At 41.6% G+C, this 26,257-nt stretch carries 27 protein-coding genes; 2 read left to right on the top strand and 25 right to left on the bottom strand.

The features are described from left to right. Positions 1-24: 24 nt before the first annotated feature. The 14 genes from ftsX to flaG all read right to left on the bottom strand — a co-directional run bounded on the left by ftsX (position 25) and on the right by flaG (position 11,716). On the bottom strand, positions 25-918 hold the full coding sequence (ftsX, locus tag GGQ95_RS14275) for a permease-like cell division protein FtsX (protein WP_066149608.1): 894 nt from the start codon (positions 916-918) through the stop codon (positions 25-27). Continuing rightward, on the bottom strand, positions 908-1,594 hold the full coding sequence (gene ftsE, locus GGQ95_RS14270; RefSeq protein ID WP_183187019.1) for a cell division ATP-binding protein FtsE: 687 nt from the start codon (positions 1,592-1,594) through the stop codon (positions 908-910). Before ftsE ends, ftsX begins: the two co-directional genes overlap by 11 nt. 191 nt (positions 1,595-1,785) lie before the next feature. Then, positions 1,786-2,115 carry a cytochrome c551 gene (gene cccB / locus GGQ95_RS14265; RefSeq protein ID WP_159720406.1) on the bottom strand — a complete coding sequence of 110 codons (330 nt, stop codon included), beginning with the start codon at positions 2,113-2,115 and terminating at the stop codon, positions 1,786-1,788. Positions 2,116-2,175: 60 nt separating this feature from the next. After that, positions 2,176-3,045 carry a YitT family protein gene (locus GGQ95_RS14260; protein WP_080860342.1) on the bottom strand — a complete coding sequence of 290 codons (870 nt, stop codon included), beginning with the start codon at positions 3,043-3,045 and terminating at the stop codon, positions 2,176-2,178. A 328-nt stretch (positions 3,046-3,373) separates the two neighbouring features. Continuing rightward, a protein-coding gene (prfB, locus tag GGQ95_RS14255; RefSeq protein WP_221212119.1) for a peptide chain release factor 2 occupies positions 3,374-4,478 on the bottom strand; the annotation gives its coding sequence in 2 pieces (ribosomal slippage) (positions 3,374-4,402 and positions 4,404-4,478; 1,104 coding nt in all). Between the two features lie 89 nt (positions 4,479-4,567). Next, entirely contained in the window at positions 4,568-7,081 is a 2,514-nt protein-coding gene (secA, locus tag GGQ95_RS14250) for a preprotein translocase subunit SecA (protein WP_183187017.1), read from the bottom strand. Between the two features lie 139 nt (positions 7,082-7,220). Further along, positions 7,221-7,694 carry a V-type ATP synthase subunit I domain-containing protein gene (locus tag GGQ95_RS14245; RefSeq protein ID WP_183187016.1) on the bottom strand — a complete coding sequence of 158 codons (474 nt, stop codon included), beginning with the start codon at positions 7,692-7,694 and terminating at the stop codon, positions 7,221-7,223. 68 nt (positions 7,695-7,762) lie between these two features. Then, positions 7,763-8,317: a ribosome hibernation-promoting factor, HPF/YfiA family gene (gene hpf, locus GGQ95_RS14240; protein WP_183187015.1), complete on the bottom strand. Its 555-nt coding sequence runs from the start codon at positions 8,315-8,317 to the stop codon at positions 7,763-7,765. Between the two features lie 210 nt (positions 8,318-8,527). After that, complete coding sequence (locus GGQ95_RS14235) at positions 8,528-8,671, bottom strand: hypothetical protein (RefSeq protein ID WP_183187014.1); 144 nt, start codon at positions 8,669-8,671, stop codon at positions 8,528-8,530. A gap of 3 nt (positions 8,672-8,674) precedes the next feature. Continuing rightward, on the bottom strand, positions 8,675-8,989 hold the full coding sequence (locus tag GGQ95_RS14230; protein ID WP_506913890.1) for a DUF8042 domain-containing protein: 315 nt from the start codon (positions 8,987-8,989) through the stop codon (positions 8,675-8,677). Positions 8,990-9,010: 21 nt separating this feature from the next. After that, positions 9,011-9,364 carry a flagellar protein FliT gene (locus GGQ95_RS14225; protein ID WP_044746269.1) on the bottom strand — a complete coding sequence of 118 codons (354 nt, stop codon included), beginning with the start codon at positions 9,362-9,364 and terminating at the stop codon, positions 9,011-9,013. Continuing rightward, positions 9,364-9,762: a flagellar export chaperone FliS gene (gene fliS, locus GGQ95_RS14220; RefSeq protein ID WP_044746270.1), complete on the bottom strand. Its 399-nt coding sequence runs from the start codon at positions 9,760-9,762 to the stop codon at positions 9,364-9,366. The genes GGQ95_RS14225 and fliS overlap by 1 nt, the downstream gene beginning before the upstream one ends. 22 nt (positions 9,763-9,784) lie before the next feature. Continuing rightward, positions 9,785-11,350 carry a flagellar hook-associated protein 2 gene (locus GGQ95_RS14215; protein ID WP_183187012.1) on the bottom strand — a complete coding sequence of 522 codons (1,566 nt, stop codon included), beginning with the start codon at positions 11,348-11,350 and terminating at the stop codon, positions 9,785-9,787. Positions 11,351-11,365: 15 nt separating this feature from the next. Further along, positions 11,366-11,716, bottom strand: coding sequence for a flagellar protein FlaG (gene flaG / locus GGQ95_RS14210; RefSeq protein WP_044746272.1), 351 nt, complete (start codon positions 11,714-11,716; stop codon positions 11,366-11,368). Between the two features lie 131 nt (positions 11,717-11,847). On the opposite strand from flaG, the gene GGQ95_RS14205 reads away from it, so the two are divergent. Next, entirely contained in the window at positions 11,848-12,657 is an 810-nt protein-coding gene (locus GGQ95_RS14205) for a flagellin N-terminal helical domain-containing protein (protein ID WP_183187011.1), read from the top strand. Between the two features lie 203 nt (positions 12,658-12,860). Here the strand turns inward: GGQ95_RS14205 and pseC are convergent, their stop codons facing one another. The 11 genes from pseC to GGQ95_RS14150 all read right to left on the bottom strand — a co-directional run bounded on the left by pseC (position 12,861) and on the right by GGQ95_RS14150 (position 24,736). Beyond that, positions 12,861-14,015, bottom strand: coding sequence for a UDP-4-amino-4,6-dideoxy-N-acetyl-beta-L-altrosamine transaminase (pseC, locus tag GGQ95_RS14200; RefSeq protein ID WP_183187010.1), 1,155 nt, complete (start codon positions 14,013-14,015; stop codon positions 12,861-12,863). A gap of 15 nt (positions 14,016-14,030) precedes the next feature. Continuing rightward, positions 14,031-15,086 (bottom strand): pseudaminic acid synthase, encoded by a 1,056-nt coding sequence (gene pseI / locus GGQ95_RS14195; RefSeq protein WP_280528798.1) that lies wholly within the window; start codon positions 15,084-15,086, stop codon positions 14,031-14,033. A gap of 4 nt (positions 15,087-15,090) precedes the next feature. After that, positions 15,091-16,146, bottom strand: coding sequence for a UDP-2,4-diacetamido-2,4,6-trideoxy-beta-L-altropyranose hydrolase (gene pseG, locus GGQ95_RS14190; protein WP_244963752.1), 1,056 nt, complete (start codon positions 16,144-16,146; stop codon positions 15,091-15,093). Between the two features lie 48 nt (positions 16,147-16,194). Next, on the bottom strand, positions 16,195-16,920 hold the full coding sequence (locus GGQ95_RS14185) for a cytidylyltransferase domain-containing protein (RefSeq protein ID WP_183187008.1): 726 nt from the start codon (positions 16,918-16,920) through the stop codon (positions 16,195-16,197). Positions 16,921-16,933: 13 nt separating this feature from the next. Beyond that, a complete protein-coding gene (locus GGQ95_RS14180; protein WP_376768715.1) occupies positions 16,934-17,869 on the bottom strand; it encodes an ATP-grasp domain-containing protein in 936 nt (311 codons plus the stop codon). A gap of 72 nt (positions 17,870-17,941) precedes the next feature. Further along, on the bottom strand, positions 17,942-18,613 hold the full coding sequence (locus GGQ95_RS14175; protein ID WP_183187006.1) for an HAD family hydrolase: 672 nt from the start codon (positions 18,611-18,613) through the stop codon (positions 17,942-17,944). A gap of 864 nt (positions 18,614-19,477) precedes the next feature. Continuing rightward, positions 19,478-20,230, bottom strand: coding sequence for a crotonobetainyl-CoA--carnitine CoA-transferase (locus tag GGQ95_RS14170; RefSeq protein WP_183187005.1), 753 nt, complete (start codon positions 20,228-20,230; stop codon positions 19,478-19,480). Between the two features lie 17 nt (positions 20,231-20,247). Next, on the bottom strand, positions 20,248-21,222 hold the full coding sequence (gene pseB, locus GGQ95_RS14165) for a UDP-N-acetylglucosamine 4,6-dehydratase (inverting) (protein ID WP_183187004.1): 975 nt from the start codon (positions 21,220-21,222) through the stop codon (positions 20,248-20,250). A 37-nt stretch (positions 21,223-21,259) separates the two neighbouring features. After that, positions 21,260-22,594 carry a motility associated factor glycosyltransferase family protein gene (locus GGQ95_RS14160; RefSeq protein ID WP_506913889.1) on the bottom strand — a complete coding sequence of 445 codons (1,335 nt, stop codon included), beginning with the start codon at positions 22,592-22,594 and terminating at the stop codon, positions 21,260-21,262. Between the two features lie 26 nt (positions 22,595-22,620). Further along, positions 22,621-22,983, bottom strand: a complete 363-nt coding sequence (locus GGQ95_RS14155; RefSeq protein WP_183187002.1) for a DUF8042 domain-containing protein — start codon at positions 22,981-22,983, stop codon at positions 22,621-22,623. Continuing rightward, entirely contained in the window at positions 22,964-24,736 is a 1,773-nt protein-coding gene (locus GGQ95_RS14150) for a motility associated factor glycosyltransferase family protein (protein ID WP_183187001.1), read from the bottom strand. Before GGQ95_RS14150 ends, GGQ95_RS14155 begins: the two co-directional genes overlap by 20 nt. Positions 24,737-25,206: 470 nt before the next feature. On the opposite strand from GGQ95_RS14150, the gene GGQ95_RS14145 reads away from it, so the two are divergent. Beyond that, entirely contained in the window at positions 25,207-26,061 is an 855-nt protein-coding gene (locus GGQ95_RS14145) for a DNA endonuclease (RefSeq protein WP_183187000.1), read from the top strand. Positions 26,062-26,257 lie beyond the last annotated feature (196 nt).

Below are 26,257 nucleotides of genomic sequence, written 5' to 3'. Positions count from 1 at the left end.
TTCCCCTTTCTCCTCTATGATCTACTAAGCTTTTAAAAATCTGCGCACAGACATCATGCTTCCCCACACGCCAATACATCCGCCCAGAACGAGCAAAACGATGCTAATCTTCCACATAAACGGATGAAACGGAAGGAGCTGCAAAAACGGAACCGTTAATTTCGGATTGGCAAACTCATAAATGTTATAGTAAACAAGCGAAATCAACACGATCGGAATAATTGCTCCCATTACACCGAGCCATAGCCCTTCAAGGAAAAATGGCCAGCGAATAAATCCGTTCGTGGCTCCTACTAATCTCATAATCTCAATTTCACGGCGACGCGCAAAAATGGTAATTTTAATCGTATTGGAGATTAAAAACATCGCCGTAAAGAGCAAACCGATAATTAAGCCTAGGCCAATATTCCTTGCAATGCCAAGAGTTTTAAACAATTTCTCCACTTGACCTTGCCCGTACTTCACTTTATGTACAGACTTAAACGTTTCAATTTTCTTTGCTGCTTTCACCGTATCTTCCGGTTGTTTCGCCTTCACGACATAAACATCGCTCAGCGGGTTATCTTGTTCAAACAAACGGAACGACGAGCCCTCCTCACCAAAGCTCTTAATAAGATTTTTCAACTCCTGCTCTTTGGAGGAATACTCCACCTCTTTTACCTCTGGAACCGCCTCAATTTGCGCCTTTAACGCCTGCTTATCTTGCTCTGTCGCCGTCAAATCGATATAGACGCGAATCTCGACATCATTTTCAATCTTGCTGGCAAAATGGTTCATGTTAAACATGATGACAAGAAACACGCCAACAAGCAAAAGCGTAACCGTGACGGCACTAATGGAGGCAAACGTCATCCAGCCGTTGCGTCCGATGCTTTTAAAGCTTTCCCGCATGTGACGCCGAAGGGTATTAAACCTCATAGCCATACTCTCCCCTCGCCTCATCGCGGACAATTTTTCCACTTTCAATCGCAATGACACGCTTTTTAATCGTATTGACAATTTCACGGTTATGCGTAGCCATCACAATCGTCGTGCCACGATCATTAATCGTCTCGAAAATCTCCATAATTCCCCAAGAATTGTCAGGGTCCAAATTTCCTGTCGGCTCGTCCGCAATCACAATCTTTGGCGAATTGACAATCGAACGCGCAATGGACACGCGCTGCTGCTCGCCGCCAGAAAGCTCATCGGGATAAAACCGCGCTTTATGCTTTAAGCCGACCAAATCCAACACTTCCATTACTTTCTTTTTAATCAGTCTCGGCGATTCTTCAATTACTTCCAAAGCAAACGCTACATTCTCATATACCGTTAGCTTAGGGAGCAATTTAAAGTCCTGGAATATCACGCCAATATTCCGCCGCAAAATCGGCACTTTGTTGTCCTTCAAATGAGCAAGGTTGACGCCGTTAATCATAATCGAACCGCTTGTCGGCTTTTCCTCGCGGTACATCATTTTAATAAATGTCGACTTTCCAGCACCGCTCGGACCAACCACATAAACAAACTCCCCCTGCTTAATGCGTACATTAATTCCATTTAGCGCAATGACGCCGTTTGGATAGGTCTTATATACATCTTTCATTTCAATCATTTCAATCACCTTATTTTTATAAAGTCATCGCCCATGATGCCACTATTCGAGCGGTCTCGCGCTATTTATACAAAATTCCACAAAACCTATTATAACACGACCATCTTCCTTTTTTGTTTACATTTATGTTTCAAAACCGTGACGTTTAAAACAAAAAGCAATCCGGCAGGCCTGCCGGATTGCTTTTCTTTTTATTTTTTTGATGCGAGCCATTCGGCCACTTTGTCGGCATCGTCTCCTTGAATAATGCCACCAGGCATGCCGCCTCGACCTTTTTCGATAATTTGCTTAATTTCATCTTGAGAATATTTGCTGCCCACTTTTTGTAAATTAGGCCCCACTGCTCCTTCTAAGTTAGCGCCATGACAGCTTGCACAGTTTTGTTTAAAAATCTCCTCTGCGGCTGATGCGGTGGATCCTTGGTTCTTCGTATCTTTGTTATCTGTTGCTTCGTTTCCCCCGCCACAAGCAGCTAACATGAACGACATGCCCAGCAATAAGACGGTTAATTTCTTTTTCATTGACGAACTCCCCCTCTAACAAATTGCAGACAGCCTTATTATAACCGATTTTCCAGCCGCTTACGCACGTTTGAATCCTTCGCCAAGCACTTCCGTCGCGTCCATAATGACGACAAACGCTGATGGATCAATGGCTTTCACTAATTGTTTCAATTTCGTGAATTCTGTTTGTTCAACAACGCACATAAGAATAGGGCGCTCATGCTCTGTATATCCGCCGTACCCGGACATTTTCGTCACTCCGCGGTTAATTTTATGTAGAATAGCCGCCCGCACTTCCTCTTCTTTATTCGTGATAATCATCGCCATTTTTGAATAGCCAAAGCCGATTTGGACGATATCAATCGTTTTGCTTGTAACAAATAAACCAATCATTGCATATAACGCGCGTTCAATATCAAAGACAATGGCGGCTGTCAACACAATCAAGCCGTCGATCAGAATGACGCATGTACCGAGGGAAAGACCTGTAAATTTATGAATAATTTGCGCGGCTAAATCGGTGCCACCTGTCGACGCTTTGCCACGAAACACCAGTCCCAAACCGACACCGACCCCAATGCCCCCGAATAAAGAGCCAAGCAACGGATCGTGAGTAGCCGGTTCGACATCTTTCGTCAAATAGACAACGAACGGCAAAAAGACCGTTCCCACGAGCGTTTTCACGCCAAATTGCCGTCCTAAAAACACAACCCCGGCAATAAATAGCGGGATATTAAACGCCCATTGCACATAAGCAGGCTGCCAGCCAAACGTCGCATGCAAAATGGTGCTAATGCCGCTGACACCTCCAGAAGCCACGCGATTTGGCAGCAAAAACAGATTAAACGCGATCGCAACGATCGCTGAACCGATAAGAATGTATACATATTCACCGATCATGGCAACAGCAGGATGCAATGGTTGACCGATTCGTTTTGCTTGTTTCATCATCTTCAAAACCCCCCATGAGAGTATAGCACGCCTATTTTCGTTCGTAAATGACAGCCCAATAACGCAATAAAGGATTAAAGAATGATTCAGATCACGGAAAATCTTCGCATCGCTTCCTTATAGTTTGCGCAATAAAAGCCAATCTATCGAAAATACGGCTTGAAGATGAAGCAATCGGCCACAGAAAGAAAGGTTCGCGATTTCTCCAACTGAAGAGCCGTCAGTCGCCGTTGTCAACCGTAAGCAACCGCGATCTGGTCCGCTATCCAAATCCAAGCGCAAAAAGGCTTGAAGAAGGATGGTCTCTCCTCTTCAAGCCTCGTTTTTATTTCAGCTTGGCACGCAAGTATGCGTCAATAAACGCATCAATTTCGCCGTCCATCACCGCTTGTACGTTTCCTACCTCTGTATTCGTACGGTGGTCTTTCACAAGCGAATAAGGATGGAACACATAAGAACGAATTTGACTGCCCCAGCCGATTTCTTTTTGCTCGCCGCGAATCTCCGCCAGCTCGGCCTGCTGCTCCTCTAATTTCTTTTGATATAGCTTCGCTTTAAGCATATTCATCGCTTTTTCGCGGTTTTTAATTTGCGAACGCTCGGATTGGCACGTCACCACAAGCCCTGTCGGAATGTGGGTGATGCGCACAGCCGAGTCGGTCGTATTGACATGCTGGCCGCCGGCGCCGCTTGAACGGTACGTGTCGACCTTAATGTCTTCCGAACGAATCTCAATTTCAATATCGTCGTTAAACTCCGGCATCACTTCGCAGGACACAAACGATGTGTGGCGGCGGCCCGAAGCGTCAAATGGCGAAATGCGCACTAAACGGTGCACGCCTTTTTCCGCCTTTAAATAGCCGTAAGCGTTATGTCCTTTAATTAACAGAGTGACGCTTTTAATTCCGGCTTCCTCTCCAGGTAAATAATCCAGCGTTTCTACTTTAAAGCCTTTTTTCTCTGCCCATCTTGTATACATGCGGAGCAGCATGGAGCCCCAGTCCTGCGATTCCGTTCCGCCCGCGCCCGGATGAAGCTCCAAAATGGCATTGTTTTTATCATACGGCTCATTCAGCAGCAGCTGCAGCTCAAATTCGCTAAAATCCTTTGTCAGCTTTTTCGCTTCGGCGACAAGCTCCTGCTGCAAATCTTCATCCGGTTCTTCTTTGACAAGCTCATAGGTCAGCTCTAAATTTTCAAACCGCTCTTCTAACTGATGAAAGGCGCCGACGAGATCCTTCATTGCATTCGCCTCGCTAATCACCATCTGCGCTTCCTTTTGATCATCCCAGAAATTAGGCGCAGCCATTTGCTCCTCCAGTTCGCGAATGCGCGCCTCCTTCACATCGAGGTCAAAGAGACCCCCTAATATCCGCTAATCGCTTAGCCATTTTCTCCAAGTCTTGCTTTACTTCCACTAAATCAATCATCGCTGTTCACCTCATTACTAGTTTACTTGCTATATTTCCTATCTTTTACAGGGCAAAATCAAAGCGAGAGGCTGCCCCCTCACTTTGATTTACGCGTTTTTCCCGCAGCAGTTTTTATATTTCTTGCCGCTTCCGCAAATGCACGGATCATTGCGGCCAATGTCCACCGCTTTGCGAACCGGCTTGCGCTTCACTTCCCCTTCATCTTCTTTTGGATGAACGGCTTCTCCCTTTGCCACTTCTTGGCGCTCAAGGTTGCTGTGGATTTCCGCTTTCATGATATATTTTGCCACTTCTTCTTCAATGGAAGCAATCATGGCGTCAAACATCGCATAGCCTTCCATTTGATATTCGCGAAGCGGATCGATTTGTCCATATGCCCGCAGATGAATGCCTTGTCGCAACTGCTCCATCGCATCAATATGATCCATCCACTTCATATCGACCGCGCGAAGCACGATCACGCGCTCAAATTCGCGCATTTGCTCCGGATCGATTTGCTGTTCTTTTTCATCATAGCGCGCTTTGACCTTTTGCCAAATCACTTCGATCATTTCTTCCGGTTCTTTGCCGCGCAAATCGCTGACGGCCACATCTCCCTCTGGAAGCAGGTTGGCATGGACGTAATCCAAAATGCCTTTCAAATCCCAATCTTCCGGAAGCTCTTCGCTTGGCGCGTGCGTCGTCACCACTCGTTCGATGATCGATTGGATCATCTTTTCAACAATGCTGCGCAGATTTTCGGAATCCAGCACCTCAAAGCGCTGGCGGTAAATAATTTCCCGCTGCTCGCGCAATACATCATCATATTGCAACAGCTGCTTCCGCGCGTCAAAGTTATTGCCCTCCACGCGTTTCTGCGCCGACTCAACCGCTCTTGTCACCATTTTGCTTTGAATCGGCTGGGAATCGTCCATGCCGAAGCGATCCATCATCGCCATTAAATTTTCCGAGCCGAAGCGGCGCATCAACTCGTCTTCCAATGACAAGTAAAATTGCGATACTCCAGGATCTCCTTGACGTCCTGAACGTCCGCGCAGCTGGTTATCAATCCGGCGGCTTTCGTGCCGTTCCGTACCGATGACCGCCAATCCGCCAAGATCGGTCACCCCTTCGCCAAGCTTAATGTCCGTTCCGCGCCCTGCCATGTTCGTGGCGATCGTCACCGCGCCTTTTTGTCCAGCTTGCGCAATAATCTCCGCCTCTTTTGCATGGTTTTTCGCGTTCAGCACATTATGCGGAATGCCTCGTTTCTTCAGCATGCTTGAAATCAGCTCAGAGGTCTCGATTGCAACCGTACCGACAAGCACCGGCTGCCCCTTCGCATGGCGCTCGGCAATATCCTCGACGACCGCGTGGAATTTGCCTTCCATCGTTTTATAAATTAAATCCGGGCGATCTTCGCGAATGACCGGTTTATTGGTTGGAATGACAACCACCTGCATATTGTAAATGTTGCGGAATTCTTCTTCCTCTGTCTTCGCTGTTCCTGTCATTCCCGCTAATTTTTCATACATGCGGAAATAGTTTTGGAACGTAATCGTCGCCAACGTCATCGATTCGTTTTGAATCTCCAGACCTTCCTTCGCTTCGATCGCTTGATGCAAGCCGTCGCTATAACGCCGGCCTCTCATTAAACGGCCTGTGAACGGGTCGACGATGACGACCTTTCCTTCTTCCACGACATAATCGACATCGCGCTGCATCGTCACATGCGCTTTTAACGCCTGATTAATGTGATGGTTCAGCGTCACATGCTTTAAGTCAAATAAGTTATCGATGCCAAACGCGCGCTCCGCTTTCGTAATCCCTTCTTCTGTCAGCTGCACGCTTTTTGTTTTTTCATCATACGTGTAGTCCGTATCCCGCTTGAGCGTACGAACAAACGCGTTCGCCTGAATGTACAGCTTCGTCGACTTTTGCGCGGTACCAGAGATAATAAGCGGCGTTCGCGCCTCATCGATTAAAATCGAGTCGACCTCGTCAATCACGGCAAAATGAAGCGGACGCTGCACCATATGCTCCTTGTAGAGCACCATGTTATCGCGCAAATAATCGAAGCCGAATTCATTGTTCGTTCCATACGTAATATCCGCTTGGTACGCGGCCTGCTTCTCCTCGCGCGACATGCCTGTCAAATTCAAACCGACCGTTAAGCCTAAAAACTCATACAGACGGCCCATTTCCGTCGCGTCGCGGCTGGCCAAATATTCGTTGACCGTCACGACATGAACGCCTTTTCCTGTCAACGCGTTCAAATAGACCGGCATCGTGGCCGTCAGCGTTTTCCCTTCCCCTGTTTTCATCTCGGCGATATTGCCCTCATGAAGCACAACACCGCCCATAATTTGCACTTTATATGGATAGAGCCCAAGGACGCGCTTCGCTCCCTCGCGCACAACCGCAAAAGCTTCGACCAACAAATCATCAAGCGACTCGCCTTGCTGGTAGCGCGCTTTAAACTGCTCCGTTTTTTGGCGCAGCTCTTCATCAGAAAGCTTGGCCATATCGGCACTGAGCGCATCCACCTGCTCTGCAATTTTTTCCAAGCGTTGAATCTGGCGTTTATTTGAATCAAACACCTTTTTTAATACTCCTAGCATATATAACGCCCCTTATTCAGATAGAATCACTAATTTACATGATATCATTTACAGGAATAGGTGACAACTCAAACGCGGGGATCGATGGAGAAGAGAGGAGGGAAAAAAGAAAAGCCAGCCTTCTAGCTGGAACCGCTCGTTACGTTTGCGATTGGATTTGTTCAATCGCTCCTTCGACATGCAACAGCCGTTTGTTGAGCGCATAGATTTCAAACCCTTTTTCCTCGATTTTCTTATGGATGTTTTTCAACAGCGCATACACATCGTCAGCGACTTGAGGTTCTTGGGGGAACACCGCTTCTTTTACCTTGCCTATCTTCCCTTCGACCTGCTCAAGCCGTTGTTTCACCTCAACCATGTCGCTTTCAAGGTGACCGAGGCGCTCTTTCACTTCTGCCATCTCACTCTCCAGATGGTCTAAACGAGCTTCCAGATTGGCGAAGCGTTCATCGATTTGGGAGAAGCGTTCGTCGATTTGGGCAAACCGCTCATCCATTTGCGCAAAACGCTTGTCCACTTGATCCAATCGCTGGCGAACTTCTTCTTGAAATTGTTCCGCATTTGTTTCCATCTTATCCAATTTAAGCAAAATTTGCTTTAACATCTCTTCCATCTTTTACTCACCTCCTTCCTCCTAATACATTATAACATCCCCCGCCTTCAAAAGGCAGGGGATGAAGATTAATTCGCTTCAATTAAACCGTATCTTCCGTCTTTGCGGCGGTAGACAATGTTGGTGCGGTTCGTCTCCGCGTTGGTAAAGACGAAAAAGCTATGGCCGAGCATATTCATTTGTAAAATCGCTTCCTCGCTGTCCATCGGCTTCAAGCTAAACCGTTTGGTGCGCACGAGCTCAAAATCCCATTCCTCTTCCTCTGCTGGTTCAGCTGCCACCGGAACATCGTTGCCGGCAAATACATGCTTCGCTTCTTTTTCGCGCCATTTTCGGTTCACTTTCGTCTTGTGCTTCCGAATCTGCCGCTCCAATTTGTCTGTCACCAAATCAAGCGCCGCATACATATCCTCATGCCGCTCCTCTGCGCGCAGCACCAGTTGCGGCATCGGGATCGTCACCTCTACTTTCGCTTGTCTATCGTTATATACTTTTAAGTTCACATTGACTATCACTTCTTCCGTTGCGTCAAAATAGCGTTCCAATTTGCCGAGCTTTTTCTCAGCGTAGTCTTTTAAGGCTTGCGTAACTTCCAGATTCTCACCGCGAATGTTGTACTTCATATGTGCAAAAGCCTCCTTTAATAAAGGGTTATGTGTATAGTTCTACAATCCCCTACAAAATCCTTCTTCAAACGTCGAATATTTTTTGAAAATTTTGTGAAAAATCAAATGGATATTATGGTAATATTTACTCTTATGCTCGCCCCTTTATGCCAGCCTTGTTTGAAAAAGCGCACTCTGATTCCATGCAAATAAAAAACCGCCCTCCACTCAGCTAGAGAACGGTTTAGTACAGATGGATTCATCTTTTCTGCGGCCTGCTTGCCCAAAAGGCATGCTGACATTACAGAACGGTGCTTCCGCACTGATCGCTTTCTCCACTGCTCCTTCGATGGTTTCACGTAGCAAAAGCATCAATTATTGCTCCACATATGGGCGCAAATGCGTCAGCATGCTGGCTTTCCACGCTTCAAACGCAGGAGCTAAGCGCGTCTCGACAAGCTGCTGCTTCACATTGGCATCCTGCAGCTTTCCATCCAGCTTCCATGCCTCGTCCTCAACAGCGGAAAACCGGCGGATCTCCGTCATGATGGCGGCATTCTCCGCAAAAAAGCGGGAGAGCAGTCGCTCGTTGACATCATGAATGCGGCCAAGCGCGGTAAAAAGATCGGCTAGCACCGCGTCGCCTTGTGTGCGTTCGTAATGGTGAGAGAAATCCCAAAATAATCCAATAAATGTAAATTTAGTTAAATTTTATTTTCTTTTATCGTAAAAACGTCCATCATATGTTTCAACATGAGAAAAGGGTCTATTATACGCATTCTGCAAACGCTTCTGTCCATTCCATCTCTTTAAATCATTTTTTATTTGTTCGTATAAATGATGAATTTTTTTCTGAATATCTTGTTCCATTTGTAAAATTTCCATTATTTGTGGACGCTTTTTCAACTTCGCATCAGTTTGTCCCTTCAATCTAACAATGATTTCTTCTCTTTCGTTTAACAATTCCACTACTTTATCCACTTGCTGGTCACGATCACTATTTGGATTTTCAAGAACAGCCAGCAATTTTTTAGAGCATGACATAAGCTGTTCTACTAAATCCATTAGGCTTGATCTCCTTTAAATTGCTTTTGACGATTTAATCGAATAACTTCCTTCCATACATCACGGAATTCTGTCATAAATCCTTCTACTTCTTCCACAATGGCAATATTATTTGTAACGTTTGCTTCAACCAAGCGACGATTCATATATTCATACATGGCCATCATCTGATGAGCCACCTCATATTTCTGATCCAGTGTTACCATAAGCTCCTGAATAATTCTTTGCGCCTTTTGTAAATTGATATTTCTCTCCTGAATATTGTTCTCTTTGATTGCTTGTTTCCCTTTGTTTAAAAACTTCAAACAACCATTGTAAAGCATCAATGTTAATTCACCTGGCGAAGCAGTACTTACACTATTTTGCTGATATATCTGGTGGAGTTGTTGGTTAACCACGTACTAGCACCCTCTTTATTATTTAATTTCCTCCAAATTGTCCCATCAAAAACGCCGATTGTTGATTTGCTTTTTGCACAGCCTGCTCCATAGCAGTAAATTGCTTCCAATATCTAGCTTCAATATCTTCTAAACGCCGCTGAAAATCAGAAATTCGATTTTCAACATCCTTCAATTGTACACCTATTGAATATTGATTTTCAGTCAAAGTAGGTTTCCCAGCTTTTTTCTCAATATTTTGCGTCATTCCTTTTATAGAATCACGAAGACGCTGGACAATGCCTCGTGTATCGGAAACCACTTGACCACTTGCATCTTTTGTCACTTGACCACTTTGTGTCAATATTTTCACAACTTTATCTGGATCATTTTCTAATGTTGCTCTTAGTTTATCACGATCTATAACAAGTTGACCGCCATTTGTAATTTCATTTGTAGTTGTAATCCCCAATTCAGAAATCGTGTCAATCACATTCGTGCCAATACCATCAACCTTGCTATACAAATCACGTCTCATTTGCGATAATCCATTAGAAATAATCGAATCATTACGCAGTAATCCGCTCTTTGCTTTTTCTTCCCATAACTCAATTTGTTTTTCGGTCATATCCTTTTTCTGTTCGTCTGTAAGCGGCGGATAATCCCGGTAACGCTTTTCACGGATTTTATCGTTTAGGGAACTAATCAGTTCATTATATTTATTTACAAAATCCTCTATCTTTGCGATCATTCCATCAACATCTGTTTGTGATGTAATAATAACCGGTGTCGTCGTCTCTGATTTCAATGTATATTGGATTCCATTGATGGTAAACGTGTTTGTTTGCCTTTCCATTTCTAATCCATTTAGAGTAAACTTAGCATTTTGACCGCCATTCGCTAGTGCCGTAACATCAGGGTTGCCATCTTGATCGTTGCCTGTACCAAATCCAAAAATAGTGGAGAAAATATCATCTCCAGTGGCTGATTTTACATAAACTTCCGCTTTATCGATAGTGGTCGTATCAACGGTTCCTGTTGTTCGAGTAGAGATGCCCAATTTTCCTGAGCCATCGTCAAAAATAGCATTAATATTTAACCCAGACTGATTTAGTTTTTTAGCTACATCTGCAAATGTATCAGTCGGCTTAAACGTGACCGCTTCTTCTCTATACGTTCCATCAGCTTGGAGGGCAGCAATCGTAATCGTAGTATCAGCAGTTAGACCTTTTTCCCCTAGAGTTGTATTAGATTTCGCACCTGCAACTGCTTGGGACACACCTGAAGCAGCTTTAGCAAGTCTAGAGACGCTTATCGTATTCGTTGCATCATAGGCTGAACCTGACGCTTTTACAGCTACCGCCTGTTCATTAGAAGATGTGGTACTTTTTTGATAAACGCTACTTACCAAACCAAAGTTATTAAATAAATACGTATCGAAGTCAGCTAACTTTTTATTCACATCACGATAGGCATCACGTTGCCATTCGAAGGTTTGTTTTTGCTGATATAATTTATCAAGAGGGATTCTTTCCGCTTTCATTAAATCTCCTACAAGCTGATCAATATCCATGCCGCTGGCTAATCCGCCAATTCTCATGGTTGACATTTCTATCGTCTCCTTTTAAATTTTCTCATCAATAACCATTCCCAAAAACTTCTTCATCGTATAAAAAGCATCGAGCAATTTCTTAGGAGGAATTTCTTTGACAACTTCTTTCGTTTCAGAATTAATGATTTGCACATAATATTCCTTAAGTTCATCATGCAAAACAAATTTAATAGAACGATTGTGATCTCCTAAAAATTCATTTAGTTTTCCTGCAATTTCTTCTAACCTTTCTTTTGATATTCTCGTATCCTCGTCCTGTCCTGCTGGTTCTATCATCACTTTTTCCATCGTCAAAGACTCGCTTTCATTAGAAGACTTTAATATCGAAATGTCTCTGACTGACGATGAATTTATGATTTTCATTCCTATTTCCTCCTAGATCACTTTCTTTACTTTTTATATCGGTGACATTAAGAATCTTTAAAGAGATGTATTTAGTTTTGTTAAAAAAATGTCGATATAAAAAATGTACAAGTAGAGGGGGAGGTGAGTATATGCAAATACAAAATCATTCCATGATTGCTTTTTCCATTCATCGTTATCAAAGCAATATCACAAGCCTTTCTAAAATTTTAGACAAACTGGCCTCCGGATTAAGTATTCAGCAATCGAGCGATAACGCTGCAGGATTAAGCATTTCCGAAACACTAAGGGCACAAATCAGGGGATTATCACAATCACAACGAAATATGCAAGATGGGCTTTCCGTTCTAAAATCTGCCGAAGAAGGATTGATGAATGTTAGCCATCTTTTGCAAAGAATTCGGGAACTGGCTGTACAAAATGCTAGTGATACGCTAAATGCAGATGACCATAATGCAAGCCAGCAGGAATTAGAGCAGTTGTTGCAAGCAATCGATGATACGGCTAGCAAACTTGAATTTAATACCCAAAAAATCCTTGGCGAAAATCGGCCACTCATTCTACAAGTTGGAGCAAACCCGGGACAAATCATCTCAGTCGACATGGTGAAGATGGATACAGAAAATATTGGAATTAATGGAGCTAATTTACTAACAAGAGCGGACGCTGAACAGCTTATTACCAAAGTGGACAAAGCATTGAAAAACTTAACTTTCCATTTAACTAATATCGGTTCCGACTATGAAGCCATTGAACATCATTTAAACAATGCCATGTTAAAAGAAGTGAACCTAACTACATCGGAATCTCTGCTCAGAGACACTAATGTTGCTCGTGAAATGATGAACTACATAAGCGGATCCATCCGGCAGCAAGGTGATTATTTGCTCATTTCTCATGTCAATCGTAATACGGAGGAGATACTAAAATTATTATCATAGCAAATAGTAAAGGCGCTTTTTGAGAGCGCCTTTACTATGAGAAAACGCGTAAACAACCCGGTTACTTCTCTACCACTGCTAAGAGAAAAAAGGTTTACACAGAGTTCCTCCTTTTGAATGTTTGATCGAACTTTCATTTTTTTAGAAGCTTATCTTTTTATGCTTTCTTCATGTTATCTGATACGATATATTGTAATTGATTTTCATTTTTCTATCATTAAATTTCTTCTTACAGCTTTGATCACATCATTGATATCTTCATTCGTCATTTTTGGAAAAATCGGCAATGTTAACGCTTGTTCATAAAATTGCTCTGCTTTAGAACACATCCTCCTCGTATATCCTAGCTTCTGATAATAAGGGTGCCAATATACCGGGATATAATGCACATGAACTCCAATATTTTCTGCACGCAGACGATCAAAGATGGCTTTTCGGCTTCTCTTGAGCTTATCCAACTTTAATTGGAGCATATATAAATGCCAACCCGATCTAACCCCTTCAAGCTGATAAGGTAGAATAACGGCATCTATTGTTTTCAATGCTTCATTATACAAGTGAGCGATTTCGCGGCGTCTTTCAATAAAATTATTCAATTTATTCAACTGTGAAATTCCTAACGCTGCTTGTAGATCGGTCATCCGGTAGTTATATCCTAAATCTACCATTTCGTAATACCAAGGTCCCTCATCTTTTGACAAATTCTGATTAATAATGCCGTGTGAACGAAACCGTTTCAATTTCTCATAATACTCTTCTGAATTGGTTACAATGACCCCTCCTTCTGCCGTTGTAACCGGTTTGACAGGATGAAAGCTAAACATTGTCATATCTGCAAGCGTGCCGACCTTGCGCCCTTTATATTCGGCGCCAAGGGAGTGAGCGCCATCTTCAATGACAATTAAATCGTGTTCTCTGGCGATCTCCATAATGGCATCCATATCCGCTGGCTGTCCAGCAAAATCAACCGGTATAATCGCCTTCGTATTTGGTGTAATGTGTTTCCTTATTTCATCTGGATCTATATTGTATGTCCGCTCATCAATATCCGCAAAGACGGGCTTCCCTCCACAATACAAAACGGCATTAGCAGTAGCCGCAAATGTAATAGGGGAAGTGATGACTTCGTCGCCTTCACGAATCCCCGCCGCAAAACAAGCCCCATGAAGAGCCGCCGTTCCGTTACAGAACGCAACAGCATATTTGGTTCCGACGTAATCAGCCACCTTTTGTTCAAACTCCTGAATTTTCGGTCCTTGCGTTAAAAAAGGTGACTTTAAAACGGCTACAACACTTTCAATATCTTCTTCAGTAATCCATTGCTGTCCATACGAAAGGAAAGATTCTCTTTTTTTCATTTGTCCACCTACACCTTATAAAAGAATATCCCAGCTTAATGGCGTTCCTTTTTTCACATCTCTTTTGACCGTTTTACCAAGAACCAATTCATAATATTTTGGCGTCAATCCGTGACCAGGGCGAATCGCGCGAATATTCTTTTTAGTAATCACATCACCAGCTTTTAAATCTTCTGTGATATAAAGAGAACGGCGATGTTCAAGTGAAGGCTTTTCCGCATTAGTCGGACCGTAATGAATCGTTCCCAAACTAAGCCATGCTCGTTCCGTCTCTTCAACGAGCATCTTCATCTCATGCGGCTCTAGAGAGAAAGCCGCATCCACTCCGCCTTCTGCACGGGAAATGGTAAAATGCTTTTCAACCACCGTGGCCCCAAGCGCCACAGCCGCGACCGCCGTTCCAACTCCCATCGTATGGTCAGACAACCCCACTTCAACACCAAACAGCTCGCGCATATGGGGAATCGTCGCAACATTGGAGTTTTCTGGCGTCGCTGGATAGGTGCTTGTACATTTCAATAAAATCACTTGGTCATTTCCTTGTGAGCGGACAGCCGTGACAGCTTCGTAAAGTTCGCCAACTGTCGCCATTCCTGTAGAGATAATCACCGGCTTCCCTGTAGCTGCCACTTTTTTGATTAATGGAATATCGACATTCTCAAAAGAAGCAATTTTATAAGCTGGAACATTTAACGTCTCTAAAAAATCAACGGCCGTCTCATCAAACGGAGAACTAAACGCAAGCAATCCATGCTTTTGGCAACGCTCAAAAATTGCTTCATGCCATTCCCAAGGAGTATACGCTTCTTTATAAAGGTTATATAATGATTGTCCTTTCCAAAGGTTTGTTTCGCTCTCAATAAAAAATTCCCCTGTATGAATATCCAAAGTCATTGTATCGGGCGTGTATGTTTGTAGCTTAACGGCATCGACACCAGCCTGCGCAGCAAGATCAACAATTTTCAACGCTCTGTTCAACGATTGGTTATGGTTTCCTGACATTTCCGCGATGATGAATGGTTTATGATGTCGCCCAATTAGGCGGTTACCAATTTTAATCTCTTTAACCAAGATGTCATCCCTCCAAAATAGCTTGAACAACTGGATGAACAGCATATCCTCGCCCATTTCCCATCAGCCGTAATGCTTTTTGGCTCATGTGCATAAGTGTATCGGGCGATGAAAGCGCTCTATTTAATATATCGGCATAATCCGACACTTTTATATCGCCATGCCAGCCTAAATTCCAAACCGCTCCGTACTCTGCGGCATCTTCTGTTGATTGCCTTTGATTTTCCGCCACCACCGTCACAGCGGAAGGAAGGCCGAGAAAGCACCGTTCCCACATCGTGACACCCCCGGCTCCGAGCGAAAAATCCGCTTGCGCCATTAGCTTGGCAAGATAATCAATTTGGCAATGATAACGAATCCCCATTTGAGCGCACATCTCCCCAATGTACGCATGCCTTGGATTCGCCTTGCCAACGACAACATCAACCTGCAAAGGATGAAATTGAAGCTCCTTTAAAGCATGCAATACTTTTTCTGTTTCGTTCGTCGGATCACTTCCTCCGAAAAAAACAAGCAATCGTTGTATGTGACCGTTACGATTTCTCAAAGATTCTTTTGCTTTATAAAATTCAGGTCTTAAGATCATATATTGCGGTCCCAAAAATAAACCGCAACTTTCAGACACAAGCCCATCATAACGCTTTTGAAATGTCTTATAGTAATTTTGGTCGAGCAATAAATGACAATCGTGGGGACGGTTGGCCAAATCGTCAATCACCATGACTTTTTTGACATATGCTTTAACGATGGTCTCCCAGGTCTGATCCAGTTGATAATGATCAACAACGCACCAATCAACAGGATTCTTAAATGATCTAATAATTTCAATGGTGCCTTGCGCATCGGCCGCCTGTGTCAAAGAAGAATCGTAAAATAGACGAAATATAGAAAATCCTTGGCTTTCCACATAATCACACAAATCGCCTGGACACACCTTCATCGCAAAACTGACAGTGCATCCCGCCTCTTTCAACATTTGTGCCAGCGTCAAACATCGCATCACATGGCCGGTGCCTATTTCAGAAGATGAATCGACTCGGAATAAAATGTTCATAGCCATTCTCCAATCCCCCTATAAGATTTCTGCCTATAGAAAAACGACATGGTTTTATACTACCGGCTTTTGCTGGATATGAGCATTTAGTTTGGAGATGGCGGGATTCTCTAATAAAAATTTCACAACCTGTCTAGCGCTTATCAGGTTATCGCCTTTAAAATAATCGGCTATTGCTTTACATAACTGATAATCTTCTTCGGTGTCCAACGTAATGCGCAGCTGCGGCTGTTGAATTTCCCGCGGCGCCTGAACATATGTATGATGAAACTCATCGGGGAATTCATAGGCATAATACGTCACATGTTCGCGATGGCGCGGCTCTTTCCCATGATGGTATATATACTTAAGCGCTGAAAAAGAAATCATTTCTATGACCAATCCGCGCGGCAAATCGCCATCAACGATTACAATATCTGATGGATCCATGTTCATTCTCTCAACAATTTGATTTGCGAGTTCATAATCGACAAAAGGGCAATCCGCCGTCACACGAATCACGTAATTAGGCTGATAAGACCTAGCACATTCATAATAACGCGCCAATACATCATCTTCTGAACCACGGAAGCAAGAAACCCCGTGCTCTTTGCACCATGCCTCAATCGCATCATCTTGCGGAAGAACAGAAGTGGCCACAATCACATCGACAACAGGTTGAACTTGCTTGCATCTGGAAACAACGTAGTCTAATACAACGCTGTCCCCGAGAGGCATCAATACTTTTCCGGGCAGCCTTGATGAACCCATGCGAGCTTGAATAATAATTAACGTCTTCAAATTCATCCCCCCTTTATATGTCTACTACTAAATCCGTTGGATAGCGAATCTGCCTTTTCTCAATGGGTGAACGTGTGAAAGGATAGTTTTCTAGATTCACGCCTTGCGATTCTAGGAAGAACCAGTAAAAGCTATCCAATCCGGCCTCTATACTTAACGTTGAGGCACCGCCAAAACGGCTATTGCACTCGACAAAATGAAATTTTCCTTCACCATCTATTATAACCTGCATAACAATGTGGCCATATAATTTTAAGTATCTAGCCACTTCCATACATAGCCGTTCCAATTTCTCATTTTTCAAGGTTGTTGTAATTTGCGACTCTCCATTGACAACATAATCTCTCTTCCGCACGATCGCGCCTTTAACCTCTCCCGCTCGAGTGATATAAAGGTCAACGCTCATCTCACAGCCTTGAATAAAGGGCTGAAAAATGGGCGACTCCAACCGTTCGGCATGCAACAAAGCTTCCTGTTTTGCCAAATGAAGCCCTATACTTTTGGCGCCTGCCCCGTAACGTTCTTTTACTACATAATAATGACAGTTGAGCGTTTCAGCCGATAATGACGTCGGTATCACCGGAAAGCCATGAGCTTTTAAAACTCCATAAAACCGAATTTTATCTAAGCACGTTTCAATCGTATCCCGTTCGGAAACCATAACAAAAATTCCGTGTTCTTCACATATTCGTCGATGGGATGCGAAGTAAGCGAGTTCGCCGTCCCGAGTTGGAATCACGAAACGAATATTTTTCATTTTACAGAAAGAAATCAGTTCTGCTACCTTCATCTCTTCCAAAGACGGCATTTCCCAAAATTCATCGACAAAATATCGCCCAATGCAATTTGGATTCACGTCTCCGCCGATCAATATCATCGAAGAATCAAGTTTCAACATCGCCCTTCGAACAGCCTGCAATAACGGGATTTTTTTGGAGATGCTTGTTATGAGTACGTTCAGAAGTATTCCCCCTTTTTTTCAATAGAAAAAAGAGCCAGTGACTGCTCATCACCAGCTTATTTACTCTACTCGATCCATCAGCTCTGACAATGAATCAATCACATGATCCGCCTCATATTCTTTTGCAAGCCTTGTTCGCATGTGATCTCCTATATTACGAATAATTCGAATCGTCCCCATCCCAAGCTTTCTCGCCGTAATAAAGTCTTTATGCGGATTGTCTCCTATATACACGCAGTCCTTAAAGTCTAAATTTAAATATTCAACCATTTTTCTATACGGCGTCTCGCTCGGCTTCCAATGTTCATCACCCAAATCACCAGTAACGATAATATAGTCAAACATTGACTCCAAATTCAGCGCCTCCACCTTAGTCCATTGCATTGTTGAATGTCCGTCAGTAATAATTCCGAGTATTTTCCCTTTTTCTTTTAGAAAAGAGATGAATTCCTTTGCGTCTTCATATAAAGAAATATCAGGATGATGTGTACGATAAATATGGACTAAGTGCGCAATATCAATGTCGACATCCAAACGTTTACATATTTCATTAAATACCTTGCCTCGTCCATTCTTTTTCCATTCGGCAATCAACATTTCCTGAATGGCGCCGACACTCATGTCCGAGCGATAGCAGGCGAGCTCTTTGGCTACAGCGCGAAATCCTGACGTTACAAAATCGTGTTCGCAATATAATGTATCGTCGAGATCAAAAATATATCCAATATACACCGTAAACTACCCCAACTCAATTTTTGTTGCACAGCTATACCTTTACTTAGATGAGTAATAGTCTGAAATGCTATCTCACTATAAAATCAAATACAGTAATCATATGAACCTATTACTAGGATCCTGACGGGAAGAAGCCAACTATATTCCGACCTAGCTCCATTTCAGCTAATAAACTATACAATCGAATCATATTACCCATGGATATTTTCATGAAGTAAATTTTCAATTGCTACTCTTTTTTGATGAACAATTTTTCCAACTTTTTTATTTAGAACTTCGTTAAACAAATTTAAATCAATTGGATAATCCGCTAGTAATAATTCTGTCCTCCAACCTACTGCCTTACAAAAGTTAGCTAGTACTTCCTTTCTGTTATAAAAATATTTACTTTCTTCTTTAGAATAATTCTACCTATACAAAAAATGTGATTTCTGATAATACTTTTTTGAGTAATACTCTTCTAACTCTGAAGATCTTGGCTTTTTCCTTAATTAATAAAAGCCATATTTATTTAGCACTACTGTATCAAACAAAATTATTCTCTTCTATTCCTAAATAGTAATTGGTACTCAGATATATAGCACTAGAATATACTTACAAAATCAGGCGTGCGGACCTTCATGGAGCAACAGATATGTTAGGCTTATGTCCCTAAAGCATGCCCGTAGAGATCACATTCCCGCCAATGGATGTTTTTTCTATACAATAGAAGAAATGATATCTGCACAATCCTTCCGATTTTTTTCTGAAATAACGTACTAATTTACAAAAATATGTGCACCAATACCGAGATATATTTTACTTTAGCTTTGTTACCCCAAATTATCCGTGTCAAGTTGCGGATATATTTGTTGCAACAACCTATTCAATAACAATATAAGAAACATAAGGATTTAAAGGGGATCTTTGAATTTTATATTTATCCAGACCTAAAACCTCTTTTACGGCCAATGTTTCGCCTGGAAGCTGTGGATGGTTCAACTCATCAAACCCTATAATACTTCCCTTAGTTAATCGGTCACGAATTGCTTCCAAACACACTTTTGTCGGTTCATATAAATCAAAGTCAAAATAAGCAAATGCAATAACCGTCTCTGGATGTGCTTTCAAATATTCGAAAATGGTCTTGGTGGCATCCCCCTTAATAATTTCAGATTTCTTAATATGTGGAATTGGATTTTCGCTTTCATGATAATCCAATACTTTCCTTAAATACTCTTCGTAATTTTCACTTACAGAGTAATCACCTTTTTTCACAATTTGACCATCTTTTTCGTTAACCGAAGGGAACCCAGAAAGCGTATCGAAGCCTATTATTTTTCTTGTATAGTTATACGGTTCATATATCCCCCTGAACACTTCAAATAATGCTAAATTTTGTCCCCATCTAATACCAAACTCCATTATTACTCCATGAACATTGATTATTTTTTTATATAGTTCATGCATAAAAAGTATCCGACTAAGTAATTGTCGATTCAGATATAATCCTAGATTCATCAAAAGTTCGTTATTAGGTATTGGTGTATTTTTTAAGGTATCTACAAATTCTAATCTTTTTTCTCTTTCGATTACTGAAGATTTGCATATGATATTGGGTTCACTATTACCCATAACGGACCTCCATTTAACTACAATTTGTTTACCAATGCTCGTAATTCTTCTACTGTGAGCCACTCCGTATTCGTATCGCTTGTATATTTAAAACCCTCTGGCAAGCCTCTTCCATGGGTGGTATATTCCTGCGGACACCACGGGAACTCCGGTGCAATGACAAAATAATGATTAAATTCAAGTGTATGCCTAGCATCATCTTCTGTAATCATCGACTCATGCAGTTTTTCTCCCGGACGAATGCCGACAATCTCAATTTCAGCATCGGGCGCAATCGCTTTTGCCAAGTCTACTACCCGCATACTTGGAATTTTGGGCACGAAAATCTCTCCTCCCTTCATTCTTTCAAGCGAATGCATGACAAATTGAACTCCTTGATCCAAGGTAATCCAAAAACGGGTCATCCGCTCGTCTGTAATCGGCAACTTCTTCCCTTCAACGGCCATTTTTTTAAAAAACGGGACAACACTGCCACGGCTTCCCACAACATTTCCATAACGAACAACGGCAAACCGCGTATCCTTTCCCCCAACATAAGAATTGGCCGCCACAAATAGTTTATCCGACGCGAGCTTGGTAGCCCCATATAAATTAATGGGGGCGGCCGCTTTGTCCGTACTTAATGCGATGACCCGTTTCACACCACGGTCAATGGCTGCTTCGATGATATTTTGAGCACCATAAATATTCGTTTTGACCGCTTCAAATGGATTGTATTCACAAGCCGGCACTTGCTTCATGGCAGCGGCATGAACCACATAGTCCACCCCATCAAACGCCCGATATAGACGTTCTTTGTCCCGGACATCACCGATGAAAAATCGAATTCTTGCATCGTTTACTTCCTGTGCCATCTCGTATTGTTTAAGCTCATCCCTGCTAAAAACAATAACTTTCTTCACATCATATTCTAGTATTTTTTTAGCGAATTTTTTTCCAAATGATCCTGTACCGCCTGTAATAAGAACTGTTTTCCCTGCCCAAACCTTCATGTTTGTAAACTCCTTTAATTATAGTCGTAAGCTTTCATTAGACCTGTACTATTTCCATGATTTTTTTGCAAAAATCATACTCTAAACAACTTTCTGCTTCAGCAACGATGTCGGAAATATGAACAAAAGAAATTCCTTCAATAGCAGCTCCTTGCTCAGCTGTGTTTTTGAAAATGACATGTTTGGTTTCGGAGACTTTCCGTTCGAACCATCTTTTATATACCGCCAAAATAGTGGTCGTTTTTACAATGGTTCCGTCATTTGCAATTGCGGATAGTAAGCTTTCATCTGACACGACACTTACTCCTGAAGTCGATTGTAAAGCATGACTTTTACCCTTGCTATAGGCCAAATCTTGACCCACGAGCACAATTTCCGAAAAGCCCATTTTTATTAGTATATCTAAAGCGGTGGTCGCAACAGATCCCCCTGTATCAACTAAAGATACATCGCCTTTTTCAGCATAACATTCCGCTTGAGGATAGCCTTTCTGGAATGCGATAATCTTTACCCCCTCATGATTAAAGACAGCTGAGTGGCAAGCAGTCGATAAATAAATTAAAGGCCCGACAAATTCCATATTGTCTAATTGTTTACGAACAAACTCCTGCGGATCTGTGATAATGACAGCATCTGGCACAACACCGTTTGCTTTCAGTACCCGAAGCGCCGAACCGACAGACAACATAAAATATTTTCCCTTAAGTTTTTTCAAAGAATGTACCGAGTCATCCAATGAAGGACCCGCCGACACAAGAATTGCTTTTTGACCGTTAAATTTTGAGAACAATCGGCTAACATTTTCATCAGCACATTTAACATTGTTCTTAAAGTTTTTTTCCATTAATAATGAAAACCGTTGAAAAGACATATCCCGTATTTTAATATCTTCCAGTAAAGACTTTAGTTTATCGCCTTGGGGTAAAGCTTTTAACCAAGCATTTGATATAACCGTTCTAGTCCGTCCGTTTGCTATTTCATTCCATAGCTCAATCGGCAGCGATCCTTGCTCCAGACAAAAAATCTCCACATTCGGATGTGAAAAAATAAACGATAAATCCATACATTCAGCTGCTTTGCAAATGACAGAGGCATATGGCTCGATCATAATCACTCGTTTGTGCCGTTCCTTTCGAAGCAAATATTGTACATGATAGCCTAGCCCGAAACCAAACAGGCAATAAATCTCCGCTTCTTCCTCTATTTGTGAGTCCATAAATCGTTCGACATCTTTAATAGGATCATAACAGCTATACAAATAATTCCCGTTCATCCTCATCGTGAGCGGTCCTTTTTTGGAAGGATGAATTTCAATGGTAACAGGCGACAGAACAGAACAAAGCACCTTCTCACGTAATCGCTTATTTTTCATAGCTGCTAGATTACAATCAAAAATATTCAATGTTTCTCTTCCTTCATCTCATGAAATTTTTCCTTCGCTGCTTCTTCAAAAAATGGTTTTATTTCATACTCAAACATATCGGCAACAATAATATAATCCTGACGCTCTAATCCATCATTGATTTCCACTAAAAATTCATTCATTTCGCTTGGATTAATGTTGATACTGTAGTTGTTTTCCCTCATTAATAAAATGACCTGTATAAGCCAAGAAACTCCTTCGCTAAATTGCACAATTAACTGCAGCGCCTCGCCAATTCTGTCTTCTCGCAAATCACTAGCAATCGTTTCTGCCCCTTGAGCAACACGAACAATATATTCATAAAAGCTATCTTGTGTCTCATAAATAAGATTTGTCATTGCTCTCCCTCTTTATCTCCATAGACATAATTTTGTTTTGAACTTTCCCTTTTAGTTCGATGAAAAAGCCTTTTGAATCAATGGCTGCTTTACACAAACGAGAATATAAATCTAAAGAGCGGGCATATACCCGTTGATACGCTTCTTGCTCTGTTTCATTTTCATGCGGCAAATAATGATTAAATACGTCCAAAATAATCGGATTAGAAATTAATTCCATCCCTCCCTCAGCGAGCATTGGTTTTAATTTCTCATCAATCTGATCTAGCCTTTTTAAAATTTTTTTATCAAACGCTCTGTTTGAAGTGTTCTGCTTCAAAAGCAAGACCGCTTCTTCAGCAAGCCGTTTCACTTGATCGTGCAATTTTATTTCGCTCTCAATTCGATTAAAAAACTCTTGCCATTCTTGAACATCTCGGTTTGAATATAAATTCACGTCGAACATTGCTGTTGTTTTTCCAGCATCTATATACCGTTCGCAAAACTCTTGAAACGAAAGTTGCTGATATCCCGCAATCTTTGCTCCGCCTTCGGTGCAATTATAAATTCTTTCAGATTGTGGAAAGGTTTGTAGCAACTTTTCAAAATTATGCTTCATCATGAGAAAAGGATAATCTGTCAGCACTTGTCCACCATCATATCCTTCGGTATAGAACATTCCTCGTTCTTTCATGTATGTTTCATCGACTTTTCGGAAATTTTTATTATATTCCGCATGTGTTTTGTTGTCGGTATAAGCTAAATCCTGGCCGATAAGAGCAATAGGTCCTGAAGAGATATGATAAGCCATACTTAAGGCATAGACGGCCACAGAAGCCCCGCCGAAAATATCTGGAACCTCTTTATGCAATAATTTTTCAGCATACGACTTTAGTTCTGGTGGAGCGCTTGGTACAAAAAAAATAGACCTTTGATTGATTTTTTCTAAAATTTTCTCATGGTGTAATAAAGAATAAATCATTTTTGTTCTTTTCAATTCTATCGATTCAAAATGTTTATAGTTATTTATGTGACCATCTATTGTTACAACAAAATCAGGCTCAAGCCCGCAATTTAATAGTGTGTTAATCGTCGATCCTGAAGATACTAAAAGCACATGCTTTCGTATTTTTTTTAGCAACGGTATTTGTTTTGTGAGAGATGGACCACCTGATGCAACCACAACCGGAACGTCAAAACATTCTTCCAATGCTTTGAAAGGAATATCGTCAAAGGCGTAAAATAAGTTCAAAATAAAATTTCTCTGCCATTCTTCCGCAAAAAATCGGACCGTATTTTCATGTACTTTCTGTACATGGACTAAATCATGAACGATCGCTAATACTTTATTGTAATCGTCTAAAAACAATTTATCGTAATTGGGCGAACAAACCACTTGTACCCGTTGGTTAAATCTCTTCATTAAAAGCGTGTCACACAACTGTTGAAAGTTATCTACATGTTTTAGCCCTATCATCGCTGTCTGCTTTAACTCACTATTCATTTGTTCTTCCATCAGTTGATCTAATGGTTCAATCACGATTAAAAACTCATCTTCACTCATTTTTTCACTTAAAGCTTTTGCAATATGCCCCGACCCAATACCAAATAAAATATGCAAATGATGCTTTTTGTAATGCTGGTCGGCAAATCGGGCAGCTTCGCGTATCGGGTCATATTTGCTGTGCAAATAATAATTGTTTATCCTATGAATGCGATGCCCGCTCTTGGCGATTTCCTCTATAATTGAATACTCTTTCATCCCATTGTTCATAAATTAGCACCTCAATTATAATATCGGCCATTATCATCTTTTGTTAATACATCATCGCCCAATCGCTAGAATTTAACTGACGCCTATTGACATTCTGTCGATAATATAAGAGCCGCTTTTACTCCAAACGATTTTCATCCATGTGAACCGCTATAGCCACATCCAACTTTCTCTTGTAAACCTAAGCCCGTGTTGTTAATTATAGAGGCGCCCCATACATCAACCAATAGTATAAAAATTATTATTTGTCGAAAATGATACCTATATTGAATAAAAACTCTAAACGACTTCATGATCATATGATTTTACACATTTGAATGCGAATGATGATACAAGATGCAACTTCTGCTCCTATATGACCACCGCGTCTCCACTTACTGCTATAAATTTATAAAGATAAACGATGGAAATAGAGAGGCGAACATATGTTATAATACATAAAAACACGCTCGTTGGAAGGGAAGATCTCAATGAAAGATTTCCTACAATTAACGCCTATACAACAAAACATATTAGTCGCAAGCATTATGGGAGATGGAGAAATCACCAAAATTTATCGGAACAGCCGAAGAAAAAATCATAGCTATCGTGAACATTTTGGAATCCAGCAAGAAGAATATCGAAAATGGAAAATATCGTTTTTCAATGAATTTCTTTATATTACTCCTAAAAGCCAATGCGTCCGTTCCCGTTCTATGCCACTATTTACATCTCTGTACCCGCATTTTTATCGGGAGGATGGTACAAAACAGATACCGCTTTCCTTACTTTCGTACTGTACTTTACCTCATTTTCTTGCCGTATTATATATGGATGATGGTTCGCTTTGTATTTCTTCTCGGGTAAACAAGCGAAAAAAACGCATTTATCTTACCCCTCACATTTACTTGTATTTGCAATGTTATTCACACAATGAACTGCCACAATTGCAGCGGCATATTCTTAAACACTTCCATATCGCTTTCCAGCTAAGCCAACGTAAAGATGGAAAAGGTATGATTTTAAAAACAACGTGCGTAAAAGATACATTTCTATTCTTAGATATTATTTTCAACGTAACAAACACTTGTCCATCCATGCATTACAAAACCAATTGGAATGAGCGGCTAAAATTAGAAAGTATGAAATGGAAGCATAAATATCCGAACTTTGACATTGTAGTTAGCAGCTCCGAACGCTACAAACCCTACTCCTCTGAAGAAATAAAACTAATCAAACAGATGAAACAGAACGGGATGAGCATTAAAGAAATTGCCAGCGCCCTGCAAAGAAGTTACTGGTCCATTGTCTATAAATGGAGAGAAATACAAAGGTACGATATATAAATATTAAAAAGGCCTTAGAAACAATTCTAAGGCCCATCGCTGTTTGCAAATTATCGGAGCAATTGCAATACTCCTTGTGGTTGTTGGTTGGCTTGCCATGCCTCAACGTCTTTCGACCGTTGTGTAGACTATCTCTTCACCCGCCAGCTAATCGCTAGTGAGGGGCCGGGCACTTCGGTTCGGCATCCGCCTCCCC

Source organism: Anoxybacteroides rupiense, from assembly GCF_014196195.1.
Classification (GTDB): Bacteria; Bacillota; Bacilli; order Bacillales; family Anoxybacillaceae; genus Anoxybacteroides; species Anoxybacteroides rupiense.
The sequence above is the reverse complement of the archived record's forward strand: the minus strand, read 5'-3'. Positions and strand labels throughout refer to the sequence as shown.

Bases quoted from the DNA above. Each gene is read 5' to 3' on its own strand.
- ftsX (WP_066149608.1), bottom strand. From the start codon at position 918: ATGAGGTTTAATACCCTTCGGCGTCACATGCGGGAAAGCTTTAAAAGC.
- hpf (WP_183187015.1), bottom strand. From the start codon at position 8,317: ATGAAGTACAACATTCGCGGTGAGAATCTGGAAGTTACGCAAGCCTTA.
- GGQ95_RS14170 (WP_183187005.1), bottom strand. From the start codon at position 20,230: ATGGGTAATAGTGAACCCAATATCATATGCAAATCTTCAGTAATCGAA.
- GGQ95_RS14205 (WP_183187011.1), top strand. From the start codon at position 11,848: ATGCAAATACAAAATCATTCCATGATTGCTTTTTCCATTCATCGTTAT.
- GGQ95_RS14145 (WP_183187000.1), top strand. From the start codon at position 25,207: ATGAAAGATTTCCTACAATTAACGCCTATACAACAAAACATATTAGTC.
- GGQ95_RS14150 (WP_183187001.1), bottom strand. From the start codon at position 24,736: ATGAACAATGGGATGAAAGAGTATTCAATTATAGAGGAAATCGCCAAG.
- GGQ95_RS14155 (WP_183187002.1), bottom strand. From the start codon at position 22,983: ATGACAAATCTTATTTATGAGACACAAGATAGCTTTTATGAATATATT.
- GGQ95_RS14225 (WP_044746269.1), bottom strand. From the start codon at position 9,364: ATGGATTTAGTAGAACAGCTTATGTCATGCTCTAAAAAATTGCTGGCT.
- GGQ95_RS14260 (WP_080860342.1), bottom strand. From the start codon at position 3,045: ATGAAACAAGCAAAACGAATCGGTCAACCATTGCATCCTGCTGTTGCC.
- pseC (WP_183187010.1), bottom strand. From the start codon at position 14,015: ATGAAAAAAAGAGAATCTTTCCTTTCGTATGGACAGCAATGGATTACT.
- cccB (WP_159720406.1), bottom strand. From the start codon at position 2,115: ATGAAAAAGAAATTAACCGTCTTATTGCTGGGCATGTCGTTCATGTTA.
- ftsE (WP_183187019.1), bottom strand. From the start codon at position 1,594: ATGATTGAAATGAAAGATGTATATAAGACCTATCCAAACGGCGTCATT.
- pseB (WP_183187004.1), bottom strand. From the start codon at position 21,222: ATGAAGGTTTGGGCAGGGAAAACAGTTCTTATTACAGGCGGTACAGGA.
- secA (WP_183187017.1), bottom strand. From the start codon at position 7,081: ATGCTAGGAGTATTAAAAAAGGTGTTTGATTCAAATAAACGCCAGATT.
- flaG (WP_044746272.1), bottom strand. From the start codon at position 11,716: ATGAAAATCATAAATTCATCGTCAGTCAGAGACATTTCGATATTAAAG.
- GGQ95_RS14160 (WP_506913889.1), bottom strand. From the start codon at position 22,594: ATGAAAAATAAGCGATTACGTGAGAAGGTGCTTTGTTCTGTTCTGTCG.
- GGQ95_RS14215 (WP_183187012.1), bottom strand. From the start codon at position 11,350: ATGTCAACCATGAGAATTGGCGGATTAGCCAGCGGCATGGATATTGAT.
- GGQ95_RS14235 (WP_183187014.1), bottom strand. From the start codon at position 8,671: ATGCTTTTGCTACGTGAAACCATCGAAGGAGCAGTGGAGAAAGCGATC.
- GGQ95_RS14245 (WP_183187016.1), bottom strand. From the start codon at position 7,694: ATGGAAGAGATGTTAAAGCAAATTTTGCTTAAATTGGATAAGATGGAA.
- pseG (WP_244963752.1), bottom strand. From the start codon at position 16,146: ATGGCTATGAACATTTTATTCCGAGTCGATTCATCTTCTGAAATAGGC.